The sequence below is a fragment of the Enterococcus sp. PF1-24 genome, assembly GCF_029893325.1.
In the GTDB taxonomy this organism is placed as follows: Bacteria; Bacillota; Bacilli; order Lactobacillales; family Enterococcaceae; genus HY326.
The window spans coordinates 67,294-80,311 of sequence record NZ_JARXWL010000003.1 but is presented as its reverse complement, the minus strand read 5'-3'; the positions used below and the strand labels follow the sequence as shown (position 1 = coordinate 80,311).

Sequence of the window (13,018 nt, the reverse complement as noted above, 5' to 3'; positions counted from 1 at the left end):
AAATTCCGAGGCGTATTATTTCCCATTTTTTTCAAAAGGGGTTATTATAAAGATACCAACAAACAACCCTTAACATTTTTTCATTTTTACTCCTTGCCCGCAAGTGTTTGACCACCCATCAAATGCTTGTGGGCACTTTCTTTTTAGTGCATATCTTGTTACAAAAAAAGTCGCCTCCCTTATAATTAAATAAAAAGGGGTGGTATGATGAACAAAGAAAAAATTTTAAGCGGCTTAGCTTATATTTCAATTGTTTTTGCACCAATTCTCTTACCGCTAATTATTTTTTTAGTTAGTTGACAAGCTGATGTTAAATATCAGGCAAATCGGGCTTTGAAACTGCACTTAATGCCTTTTATCGCGACAATTATCGTTTGGCTTGTAATTGAAGCCCTTGGTTTATTCATTAACAACCCGCTGCCTACAGAAATCATCGGTACTATTTTATTAATTGGGGTTGGCATTTTTGATATTGTTTTAACTTTGTATACGATAGTAATCGGCACTAAAATTTTAGCCAGTTAAATTATTAAATTCACGAAGGAGGTCTTTTTATGTCAATTTATGATATTGAGATTCAATTAGCAAATGGCACTTACAGCACTTTGGAACCTTACAAAGACAAAGTTTTACTGATTGTCAACACCGCAACAGAGTGTGGTTTCACCTCACAATACGCTGGTTTGCAAAAGCTTTATGAAAAATATCAGGAGAAAGGTTTTGAAATTCTTGATTTTCCTTGTAATCAGTTTGGTAATCAAGCTCCTGGTACAGCTGACGAAATTCATACGTTTTGCACAGGCCGTTTCGGTATCACTTTTCCGCAATTTGCAAAAATCGACGTCAATGGCGAACAGGAAAGTCCGCTGTATCATTACTTAAAAGCCCAGAAGAAAGGCTTGTTTAACTCAGCGATTAAATGGAATTTCACTAAATTTTTAGTTGACCGCCAAGGCAACATTGTTAACCGCTTTGCCTCAAAAGACACTCCTGAATCTTTAGAAAAAGATATTCTTGAGCTTTTATAATTTCACTTTTAAAACCACAAAAAAACGGAAGTCCTGGGACTTCCGTTAATTGTTATGCTTTTATGCGTCAATACCAGGTGCTTTACCTAATTTTGCTTGAACCATCCAGATTTTTTTCTCGATGTCAGTTTTGTTAGCGATAAAGATATCTTGAGTTGAATCGTCGCCTTCTTCACCAGCAACTTCAATCCCTTTGCTGTATAAATCAGCTAAGTAGCGGTAGCCAGCAACTAATTGTTCCATGCGTTCAGGAACAGTGCGGTCCCAGTTACCTACTTCATCTTTAATACCAGTATTTTCAGCGAATTCTTTTAACGTTGAGAATGGTGAACCATCTAAGGTAATTAAACGTTCAGAAACCACATCTAATTGTTCGTTGATTTCTTCCATATATTCGTCCATTAATGGATGTAAAGTTAAAAATTCTGGTCCACGTAAATACCAATGGATTTGGTGGATTACAACAGACATTTGGCTTAGGTCAGCAACAAGTTGGTTTAACACTTTTTTAGTTTCTACATATTTCATTCTAAATTCCTCCTCATTTTTTCAAAAAATTACACAAATAACTTTTTATGTTATTGCTTATTTATAATAATTCTTTATAGCCTAATAATAGTCGATTTTTCTCAAAATGTACAATAAAACGCTTTAGATTCGATTGTTTTTCCGAAAATTTATTCGACAGGGGTTTCTTCCGCTTCTGGATTTGCTTCGGGTGCCTCAGCTGGTAGCATTTCAGCGGGTATTTCTTCTGCTAGCGCTTCTTCTGCAACTGGTTCCTCAGCAGCTTGGGCTTGCGCTTCGGCAGCTTCCGCGGCCTTTAATTCGGCGGCTAATAATTCTTGAGCGGCTTCGGCCACTACTTGATTGATTTCGATACTTAACTCATCTTGATTGGCGGCGCCTGCGACAAAAGCAATGAACAAGCTAGCAATTTGTTGATTTTGATTACGGGCAACTTGCCACTGTTTGCCTTTTTTCTTTAAAATCAGCTCCACCGTAATCGGCGTTTTCTTTTTGGTAACATCGGCTACTTGCTTTTCAAAGAAACTTAACACTTTTTTATTAGCAAAAGTTTCGTTCGCCATCGCCGCGTTATTAAACTCTAACTCTTCAGCGATATCGTAAATCGTTCCCTCAATAATACCGGCAAAATCTAAGCCATAAACATCATAAGTAATCGTCACTTCTTGGCCGACTTCTTTAATTTCATTGACAGTGTAAGTCGTTTTGCCATCCATTTCTTCAATTAAAGTCCGCGTTAATGCCAAGGAATCATCAGCTGCTAAATTTTCAGATAGAGCTTCAATTTGACTAGTAAAATTTTCTTGAAAAGCCACGGCATTTTTATCAAAATCAGCCGCAATTTTCTCTCCATTAACAAAATTAGCTACAAATTCTTCCTGATTTTTTTCATAAACCAGCCGATTTACAAACAAACGGGCGGCTTCTTCGCCACCAATGGTCGGCTCACTCTGACAGCCTGCAAATAATCCTATGATTAAAAAAATCGGTAATAACCAGCGTTTTTTCACACAATGCCTCCCAGCAGTTTCTTTTCTTCATTGTAACAAATCCCTTAACTGACGAACAGAGCTTTTTTCATTCTTTCACAAAGAGAAAGTCTTTTTCCACGTATCTTATAGTAAAGCAGGAGTTTATTTCAAAAATTTCAGCGATTAAAATATGTTAGGAGAAGATTTATACTATTTTTCATTTTCGGCTGCTGCTTCGGCTCTTTTATTTGTTTAGTTTTAGAGCGCAGGCAAAAGCATTTATCCATCGTTTTTCCTGGTTCTCACTGTGGAGTTTGTCAACACAAATTAGCTTTTTATGAAATGATACCGATTGTTTCCATCATCGCCTTACGCTTTCGCTGCCGTTATTGCCAAACAAAACTTCCATTGCGCTATTTATACGGGGAAACCGGCTTCGGCTGCTTAGGACTTTGGCTGAGTCAGCAAACTTTTTCATGGTTACGCGTGGGTCAATTTAGCTGGTTATTTAGCAGTTTAATTATCGCGTTAATTGACTGGCAGATGCTGATTATCCCGTTAAAAACCTTATATAGCAGCACGTTAGCAATCCTAATCTGTTGGCTATTAGCCAAACAAACTATCTATTGGTGGCAACCTTTAATTTTATTATTGTTCTTTTGGATTTTTCAGAAGTTCTTTAATGAAGGCTTTGGTGGTGGCGATATTCAGCTACTGCTCTGTTGGAGTTTATTTTTAAATGTCTATCAAATCGGGTGGCTGCTTTTTATAGCTAGCGGGTTAGGATTAGGGGGCTTTTTAATTTTGAAAATCAAAAAATCACCGCAAAAACGACTACCTTTTGCGCCTTTTTTGACGGTGGCATTATTTTGGCTGCTGTGGTAGTACAAAAAAGTGTGAAAGCTCATCGGAATGAACTTTCACACTTACTAATTTGCTAAAATTATTTTTGGCTGTTTAAAGCATCTTCAGCTGCCATTTGGGCTTCAATATCAGAAATACTATAAACATTTTCGCTAACCACAACTGATTCTTGAGGTTCCATGTTACGATAGCGCGGCATACCAGTCCCAGCTGGGATGATTTTACCGATAATAACATTTTCTTTCAAGCCAAGTAATGGATCGCGTTTGCCGCGAATAGCTGCGTCAGTCAATACACGGGTTGTTTCCTGGAAGGAAGCAGCAGATAAGAAGCTGTTTGTTTCCAAGGAAGCTTTAGTAATCCCTAGTAAGACTGGTCTAGCAGTCGCTGGGCTACCACCGGCAATTAAAGTATCGTAGTTACGTTCTTTAAATTCAGCAATATCCAATAATGTACCTGGTAAGATATCTGTATCACCTGGATCCATTACGCGGACTTTGCGTAACATTTGTCGAACCATTACTTCGATATGTTTGTCGCCAATTTCTACCCCTTGCATCCGGTAAACACGTTGTACTTCACGTAGCAAGTAGTTTTCAACTGATAAAACATCGCGAACTTGCAATAATTGTTTAGGATCAATTGAACCTTCTGTTAATGGTGCACCACGATGAATCGTATCGCCTTCAACAACTTTCATACGAGCAGTGAATGGTACCGTGTAAGTCCGAGTATCAGTTTTACCTTTAACCGTCACTTCTTTTGTACGTGTTGCTGGATCTTCAGAAATATCAATTACTTCACCGGTAACTTCAGTGATAACCGCTTGCCCTTTAGGATTCCGAGCTTCAAAAATTTCTTGAACCCGCGGTAAACCTTGAGTGATATCATCACCGGCAACCCCGCCGGTATGGAAAGTACGCATGGTTAACTGTGTACCTGGTTCCCCAATTGATTGAGCAGCGATTGTACCAACTGCTTCACCAACTTCAACACCTGAACCAGTTGCTAAGTTACGGCCATAACAATGTTTACATACACCATGTTTCGTATTACATGTAAATACGGAACGGATCGTTACATTTTCAACGCCAGCATCAACAATTTCTTTTGCTAAATCTTCAGTGATTAGTTCATCTTCATCAACAATCACAGCATTTGTTTCTGGATGGCGAACAGCTTTACGCGTATAACGACCAACTAAACGTTCTTCTAGTGATTCAATAATTTCGTTACCTTCACGAATCGCTTGAATATCTAAACCGCGGTCAGTGCCACAATCGTCTTCACGAATGATAACATCTTGGGCAACGTCAACTAAACGACGTGTTAAGTAACCTGAATCGGCTGTCTTCAAGGCTGTATCGGTCATCCCTTTACGCGCCCCGTGAGTTGAGATAAACATTTCTAAGACAGAAAGTCCTTCACGGAAGTTAGAGATGATTGGTAATTCCATAATTCGACCATTTGGCGCAGCCATCAAACCACGCATCCCAGCTAACTGAGTAAAGTTGGAAATATTACCACGGGCTCCTGAATCTGACATCATGAAGATTGGGTTTTTCGCTTCTAAGCCTTCCATCAGTTTGATCTGAATTTCGTCTTTAGCAGCATTCCAAACCGCAATTACGCGTTCATAACGTTCATCATCAGTGATTAAACCACGACGGAATTGTTTAGTAATCGTGTCAACTTGTTTATGAGCTGCATCGATAATATCATGTTTTTCTTCAAGAACCATGATATCGGCAATCCCTACCGTAATCCCCGCCATTGTTGAATGACGATAACCTAAGTCTTTCATTCTATCTAACATCTTAGAAGTTTCAGTAATTTTGAAACGTTTAAAGACTTCAGCAATGATATTACCTAAGTTTTTCTTCTTGAATGGCAAGATAATTTCTTGTTCTTTAATGAACGCTGGAATATCAGTTCCTGGTTCAACAAAATATTTATCTGGCGTTTGCTCAGTTAAGTTAGAGTTTGTTGGTTCGTTTAAGTAAGGGAACTCTTCTGGCATGATTTCATTAAAGATAATCTTACCAACTGTAGTTACCATTAAACGATCTTTTTGCCAAGGAGTAAATGGTTTATCCCCTAATGTTCTAGGTGCTACAGCAATCCGTGAGTGTAAATGAACATAGCCATTACGCCATGCAATTACTGCTTCATTTTGGTCACGGAAGACCATACCTTCGCCTTCACGACCTTCTTCTTCCATCGTTAAGTAATAGTTACCTAAGACCATATCCTGAGAAGGTGTTACTACTGGTTTACCATCTTTTGGATTCAAGATGTTTTGAGCGGCTAACATCAACATCCGCGCTTCAGCTTGAGCTTCTTCATTTAACGGTACGTGTACCGCCATTTGGTCTCCATCGAAATCGGCATTGTAAGCTTCACAAACTAATGGATGCAAACGAATCGCACGACCTTCAACTAAAACTGGTTCAAATGCTTGGATCCCTAGACGGTGAAGCGTAGGTGCCCGGTTAAGTAAAACTGGATGTTCACGAATAACATCTTCTAATACATCCCAAACATCATCTTCTTGACGTTCGATTTTACGTTTAGCATTTTTAATGTTTGAAGCTAGTTCCCGTTGCACTAATTCGCGCATAACAAATGGTTTGAATAATTCAATCGCCATTTCTTTTGGTAAACCACATTGGAACATTTTTAAGTTAGGACCTACTACGATAACTGAACGACCTGAATAGTCAACCCGTTTACCTAGTAAGTTTTGACGGAAACGACCTTGTTTCCCTTTCAACATATGTGATAGAGATTTCAAAGGACGGTTACCTGGACCAGTAACTGGACGGCCACGACGACCATTATCAATTAAAGCATCCACGGCTTCTTGTAACATCCGTTTTTCATTTTGAACAATAATGTTTGGTGCGTTTAAATCTAATAAACGTTTCAAACGATTGTTACGGTTAATAACCCGGCGGTACAAATCATTTAAATCAGAAGTAGCGAAACGGCCACCTTCTAATTGCACCATTGGGCGTAATTCTGGCGGAATAACGGGAATAACATCCATAACCATCCAGCTAGGTTGGTTACCTGAAGAACGGAAAGCTTCTAAAATATCTAAACGACGCACAGCACGTGTCCGTTTTTGACCTTGAGCAGATTTCAAATCTTCTTTTAATTCAGCAACTTCGCCGTCTAAATCAACGCTATCTAATAAACGTTTAATCGCTTCAGCACCCATTGCTGCTTGGAATTCTTGACCATATTCGTCACGTTTGTCACGATATTCACGCTCAGTTAGTAATTGTTTTTTCTCTAAAGGTGTATTACCTGGATCAATTACCACATATGAAGCAAAATAAATGATTTCTTCCAACGCTCTTGGGCTCATATCTAAAACAAGACCCATCCGTGATGGAATACCTTTAAAATACCAAATATGTGAAACTGGTGCAGCTAACTCAATATGCCCCATCCGTTCCCGACGAACTTTAGAGCGAGTAACTTCAACGCCACAACGATCACAAACAATACCTTTATAACGAATTCGTTTGTATTTACCACAGGCACATTCCCAGTCTTTTGTAGGGCCGAAAATCCGTTCGCAAAATAGACCTTCGCGTTCAGGCTTCAATGTACGGTAGTTAATGGTTTCAGGTTTTTTTACTTCACCATAAGACCAGCTTCTGATTTTTTCAGGAGAAGCCAAACCTATTTGCATACTTTCGAATTTATTTACATCGATCAAAAGGGTTTCCCTCCATTTCATTTAATGGCAAGCCAGACCTTAGCGGTTCACAATCGCCGCTAAGGCAGCTTAACGTCAGACTTTACAGTCTAGTCTTGAATATCTTCAGCAGTTTCAAATGCCTGCACTTGTTCATCTTCTTGTGCTACGGCTTCAGCTGCAGCTTGTTCTGCTAATTTCTTAGCAGATTGTTCTTCTGCATATTTGGTTAAAGCATCAACCGTAATTAAATCATCATCATCGTCATCCATATCGCGAAGTTCGATTTCTTGATCATCAATATCTAGCACCCGCATATTTAAACCAAGTGATTGTAATTCTTTCACTAATACGCGGAAAGATTCTGGTACACCAGGTTTTGGAATTGGTTCACCCTTAACGATTGCTTCGTAAGTTTTCACACGACCGACAACATCATCTGATTTGTAAGTCAAGATTTCTTGTAGGGTATAAGCCGCACCGTAAGCTTCCAGTGCCCAAACTTCCATTTCCCCGAAACGTTGTCCACCAAATTGAGCTTTACCACCCAATGGTTGTTGAGTAACAAGAGAGTACGGTCCAATTGAACGAGCATGTAATTTATCATCAACCATGTGGGCTAATTTAATCATATACATGACACCAACAGAAACCCGGTTATCTAAAGGCTCACCGCTACGACCATCATAAAGAATCGTTTTCGCATCTTTCGCCATACCAGCTTCACGCACAGTTTCCCAAACATCTTCATCAGAAGCACCATCAAAGACTGGTGTTGCTACGTGGATGCCTAGTTGGCGTGCTGCCATACCTAAATGCAACTCTAAAACTTGTCCGATATTCATCCGTGAAGGTACCCCTAATGGATTCAACATGATATCCACTGGTGTGCCATCTGGTAAGAATGGCATATCTTCTTCAGGCATAATGCGGGAAACAACCCCTTTGTTTCCGTGACGTCCCGCCATTTTATCCCCTTCATGAATTTTACGTTTTTGAACGATATAAACACGAACTAACATATTTACCCCTGGAGATAATTCATCGCCAGCTTCACGGGTAAAGATTTTCACGTCATGAACGATACCGCCGCCGCCGTGTGGTACTCGTAATGAAGTATCTCTAACTTCACGAGCTTTTTCACCGAAAATGGCATGTAATAAACGTTCTTCTGCAGAAAGTTCGGTAACACCTTTAGGAGTTACTTTACCTACTAACAAGTCGCCATCTTTAACTTCAGCACCGATGCGGATAATTCCCATTTCGTCAAGGTTCTTCAAAGCATCTTCCCCAACGTTAGGAATTTCACGAGTGATTTCTTCAGGTCCTAATTTTGTATCACGAGCTTCTGATTCGTATTCTTCAATATGAATCGAAGTATAAACATCATCTTTTACTAAGCGGCGACTCATAATAATCGCATCTTCGTAGTTGTAACCTTCCCAAGTCATGAAGGCGACTAAGACGTTTTGCCCTAAAGCTAACTCGCCTTCTTCCATAGATGGTCCATCTGCTAAAGTATCGCCAGCATCAACTTTTTCACCTAAATGAACAATTGGACGTTGGTTATAACTTGTACCAGAGTTTGAACGACGGAATTTAGTTACTGTATATTTATCTAATGCACCGTTGTCGCGACGAACGCGGACTTCAGTAGCATCAACATATTCAACAACCCCAGTGTGTTTACATAATAAAGCAGCACCTGAGTCATGAGCAGCTTTATATTCCATACCTGTCCCTACCCAAGGAGAACGTGGTTGGATCAACGGTACAGCTTGTCGCTGCATGTTGGCACCCATCAAGGCCCGGTTGGAGTCATCGTTTTCCAAGAAAGGAATACAAGCGGTCGCTACTGCAACTACTTGTTTAGGGGATACGTCCATGAAGTCAACTTTATCAATTGAAACTTCTAAGTTTTCACTTTGAGAACGTGCCATAACGATATCTTCTTTAAAGCGGCCATCTTCAGTTAATGGTGAGTTCGCTTGCGCTACAATATAATGGTCTTCTAGGTCAGCTGTTAAATATTCAATATTGCCAGTTACGCGACCAGTTTCCCGATCAACCCGACGATAAGGCGTTTCAATGAAACCAAATGGATTCACTTTTGCATAACTAGATAAGCTATTAATCAAACCGATATTTGGTCCTTCAGGCGTTTCAATCGGACACATCCGGCCATAGTGAGAATAGTGAACGTCCCGCACTTCATAACCCGCGCGGTCACGAGTCAAACCACCAGGTCCTAAGGCAGATAGACGACGTTTGTGAGTTAACTCACCTAATGGATTCGTTTGATCCATGAACTGTGACAACTGAGAAGAACCAAAGAATTCTTTAATACTTGCCACAACTGGACGAATATTAATTAATTGTTGTGGTGTTAAAGTTTCTTGATCTTGAATTGACATTCTTTCACGAACGACTCTTTCCATACGGGCTAAGCCAATTCGGAATTGATTTTGTAATAATTCCCCAACAGAACGAATCCGGCGGTTTCCTAAGTGGTCAATATCATCCACATTGCCGATGCCTTCCATTAAGTTTAAGAAATAACTCATTGAAGCAATGATATCCGCTGGACGAACCGTTTTAACTGGCGCTTCTGGGTAACCATTACCAATTACGTTAACTTCTCTTTCAGGATCTTTAGGTGAAACAACTTTAATGACTTGAATCGTCATTGGTTCAGTAACTACACCGTCTTCTGAAGGATAGTAAGTCACTGCATTTAAACCATTATCAATAAATGGTGCTAATTCATCCATTACTTGATGGGTTAAAACAGTACCTTTTTCAGCTAAAATTTCACCAGTTTCTGGATCAACTAAAGTTTCAGCTAAAGTTAAATTCAATAGACGCGTTTTTAAGTCTAATTTTTTATTTACTTTGTAACGACCTACGTTTGCTAAGTCATAACGTTTTGGATCGAAGAAGCGGGCATTTAATAAGTTACGAGAACTATCAGCCGTTTTCGGTTCCCCTGGGCGTAGACGCTCGTAAATATCTTTTAAGCCTTCTTCAGTTCTTGAATCACTTGCTACTTTGTGTAAATCTTTTTCGATGGTATTACGTAAGCTTTCGCTATCACCAAAAATTTCAAAAATTGTATCGTCAGAACCAAAACCTAAAGCCCGAACTAAAACGGTTAAAGGAATTTTACGAGTACGATCAATTCGTACATAAGAAATATCTTTAGCATCTGTTTCCATTTCTAACCATGCGCCACGGTTAGGAATTACAGTTGAACCAAAACCTTCTTTACCATTTTTATCAACTTTCCCATGGAAATAAACCCCTGGAGAACGGACTAACTGTGAAACGATTACTCGCTCAGCACCGTTGATGATAAAAGTTCCTTGTTCTGTCATTAATGGGAAATCCCCAAAGAATACTTCTTGTGATTTAATTTCCCCTGTTTCACGGTTCATTAAGCGTAGAGTAACGTGCAATGGTGCAGAATAGTTTGCATCATGCGCTCTTGCTTCAGCAACAGTGTATTTAGGTTCCTTTAATTCATATCCGACAAATTCTAATGACAAGTTTCCGTTAAAATCTTCAATTGGCAAAATATCTTCAAACATTTCTTGTAGCCCTTGATCAAGGAACCACTGGTAAGAGTTTGTTTGAATTTCAATTAAGTTCGGCAATTCTAATACTTCACTGATTCGTGCGAAACTTCTACGTTCGCGGTGTTTTCCGTATTTGACTACGTGTCCAGCCAAGCTCTTCACCCCTCTAAATAATCTTTCAAAAAACAGCAACCGAATCGTTACATTTTTATTACAAACATTATTTTTGTGTAACAAAAAACATTTTTTGCGGCTTTTGGACAAAAAAAAACCAAAAATAGAAATTCTTTTTAAGAGCAAATTCTTAAAATTCTACTTTTGTTTCCCTATCCTCAAGCCGAAACGGACAATATTTCGTTTCTGCCTTTTTATTTCAGTTCGTTTTTGCATCTACTAATATTACAGGAAAACCATTGCTTTGTCAAGGATTTCTCCCTTAGTTGAAATAGTAGAAAAAGAGCAGGACATCACGCTTTGTCCTGCTCCTGTAAAGCGCCTATTTTTCGTAAAAAGGTGCGACCTCTGCCACCGCATTTTTACCAAAATCGCTTTGATATTCCACTAAATCTAAAAACATCCCTTTTAAGTAAGGCATGCCGATTTCAGCTAATGCTGGAAACAGCACTTCGCGACTGCCCGCAAAATCAACAACGACTAAATAGCTGACTTCGCCACCGTTTTTCATCAAGCGCAACCACGCCCGCTTAACTTCAGATTTTTCTTTTAGAGCCGCGGTAATTGCTGCAATCATTTCAGTTGGATACTCTTCAGGCTCACCAATTTGTAAAGAGGTACCGCCGTCAAGTACGACTTCTCCATGACCATTTTCTTTCAAGCCTTGATGGCCTCTAAAATTGCGAATCATATCTTCCGTAAATAAGATATTTTCGCTAAAAGGATTAATCGCAAAGCCTTGCATCTCTTCTCTTTCTAAAACCAATTGTGCTAAATCATTAAAATCCATCACAAAAGCTTGCGTTGTTAACTCTGGCTGCCAAGCTTTCAAACTTTGCCAATCCGTAAAGACTGGGAAAAATTGTTCGCCACTAGGATTCGCTAAAGTTGCAAAAGCCAAATCGACTTTCTCGCCAACCGCTTCTTTATCATCTGTCATCGGCAAATTAGAAAGTAATAAAAATTTACCGTTAACGCAAACTTCTTCAAAGGCCTTACTCATATTTTCTGGCGTTTGCTCAGCTAAATAGGCTTGCCAATAAGTTAACAACTGGCTATTTTCAAAAACTTCAGCACTAGTTTGCGCCTCAACTTCTTCAGCCGCCGCTTCTACAACTGGTGTTTCGACGGTTTCTTTTATTTCTGCAACATTATCTTCTTTTTTCTTTAAAAATTTATCCAAAAAGCTCATTAAATTGCTCCTCACATCGTTTATTCAGTAACAGCTTTAATTATAACACTTTTTCTTAGATAAAAAAATCAGCACCGCCGCTTAGCAAAGTGCTGATTTTAAACTTAGTCATTACTTACTTTCTTCAATAAATTTTTGCCCCATCCATTTTTCAGCAATTTTATCCATCGTGCCATCTTCTTGATATTTATTAATATACTCATTAAACACTTCTACCAATTCAGAGCCTTGCGGGAAAGCAATATTAAAAGTGTTGGCTTCAGTAATCCCTAGTTCTTCATCGCTAAAAATAATGTAAGCATAATCAGGATTTTTTTCTGCTTCAATCGCCGCTTTGGTAGCATCCATCATGGCACCGTCTACCCGACCATTATATAAATCTTGCAATACAGCTGCTCCAGAATCAAAGGCAACTACTTCAGCTCCCATATCTGTTGCCTGCTGCTCAAAAGTCGTACCGAAACTTACAGCAATTTTCTTACCTTGCATATCAGTTACCGTTTCAATATTTTGATCTTTCGGGAAAATCACACCTGTTTTCGTATAGAAATACGGATCAGAAAAATCAACACTTTTCCGACGTTCTTCAGTTGCCGTCATACCAGAAATCACGAAATCAGCCCGTCCAGATTGCAGTTCACCAACCAATCCTTTAAATTCCGTTTCAATAATTTCATATTCAAAGCCCAAATCTTCTGATAACTGATTGACTAAATCCACATCAAAACCGACAACTTCCATTTCACCCTTATCATTTAATTCCGCTGATTCAAAAGGCACGAAATTTGGACTTAAAGCAAATTTCAATGTTTCGCCTGCTAAAGGTTTATCAGAACTAGCACTACTACTTGTAGCCGCCGAGTCTTTCGTTCCTTGATCCTTAGCGCCACCACAAGCAGCTAATGTACCTAAAAACAACATTGCTACCATTAATTTCCCGAATTTTTTCATTTTTTCATCTTCCTTCCAATTAAAAA

9 protein-coding genes are annotated in these 13,018 nt (G+C 39.1%); 3 read left to right on the top strand and 6 right to left on the bottom strand.

Annotated features, from left to right (window positions below):
* Positions 1 to 333 precede the first annotated feature (333 nt).
* Together M2139_RS02170 and M2139_RS02165 are read left to right on the top strand one after the other, a co-directional pair.
* Complete coding sequence (locus M2139_RS02170) at positions 334 to 525, top strand: hypothetical protein (protein WP_280737154.1); 192 nt, start codon at positions 334 to 336, stop codon at positions 523 to 525.
* 29 nt (positions 526 to 554) lie between these two features.
* The gene (locus M2139_RS02165) at positions 555 to 1,028 is read left to right on the top strand and encodes a glutathione peroxidase (protein WP_280737153.1); all 474 of its coding nucleotides are present in this window, start codon (positions 555 to 557) and stop codon (positions 1,026 to 1,028) included.
* Positions 1,029 to 1,088: 60 nt separating this feature from the next.
* Here the strand turns inward: M2139_RS02165 and M2139_RS02160 are convergent, their stop codons facing one another.
* Both M2139_RS02160 and M2139_RS02155 read right to left on the bottom strand, forming a co-directional pair.
* On the bottom strand, positions 1,089 to 1,556 hold the full coding sequence (locus tag M2139_RS02160; RefSeq protein ID WP_280737152.1) for a Dps family protein: 468 nt from the start codon (positions 1,554 to 1,556) through the stop codon (positions 1,089 to 1,091).
* Between the two features lie 149 nt (positions 1,557 to 1,705).
* Positions 1,706 to 2,566, bottom strand: a complete 861-nt coding sequence (locus M2139_RS02155) for a DUF5105 domain-containing protein (RefSeq protein ID WP_280737151.1) — start codon at positions 2,564 to 2,566, stop codon at positions 1,706 to 1,708.
* Between the two features lie 168 nt (positions 2,567 to 2,734).
* Here M2139_RS02155 and M2139_RS02150 point away from each other — a divergent pair, with 168 nt between their 5' ends.
* Complete coding sequence (locus M2139_RS02150; RefSeq protein WP_348522591.1) at positions 2,735 to 3,412, top strand: prepilin peptidase; 678 nt, start codon at positions 2,735 to 2,737, stop codon at positions 3,410 to 3,412.
* Positions 3,413 to 3,470: 58 nt separating this feature from the next.
* On the opposite strand, the gene rpoC is transcribed toward M2139_RS02150, so the two are convergent.
* The 4 genes from rpoC to M2139_RS02130 form a co-directional block, all read right to left on the bottom strand.
* Positions 3,471 to 7,121 (bottom strand): DNA-directed RNA polymerase subunit beta', encoded by a 3,651-nt coding sequence (gene rpoC, locus M2139_RS02145; RefSeq protein WP_280737150.1) that lies wholly within the window; start codon positions 7,119 to 7,121, stop codon positions 3,471 to 3,473.
* Between the two features lie 89 nt (positions 7,122 to 7,210).
* Positions 7,211 to 10,828, bottom strand: a complete 3,618-nt coding sequence (gene rpoB / locus M2139_RS02140; protein ID WP_280737149.1) for a DNA-directed RNA polymerase subunit beta — start codon at positions 10,826 to 10,828, stop codon at positions 7,211 to 7,213.
* Positions 10,829 to 11,171: 343 nt separating this feature from the next.
* Entirely contained in the window at positions 11,172 to 12,041 is an 870-nt protein-coding gene (locus M2139_RS02135; protein ID WP_280737148.1) for an enhanced serine sensitivity protein SseB, read from the bottom strand.
* A gap of 111 nt (positions 12,042 to 12,152) precedes the next feature.
* Positions 12,153 to 12,992 (bottom strand): transporter substrate-binding domain-containing protein, encoded by an 840-nt coding sequence (locus M2139_RS02130; RefSeq protein ID WP_280737147.1) that lies wholly within the window; start codon positions 12,990 to 12,992, stop codon positions 12,153 to 12,155.
* Between the last annotated feature and the right edge of the window lie 26 nt (positions 12,993 to 13,018).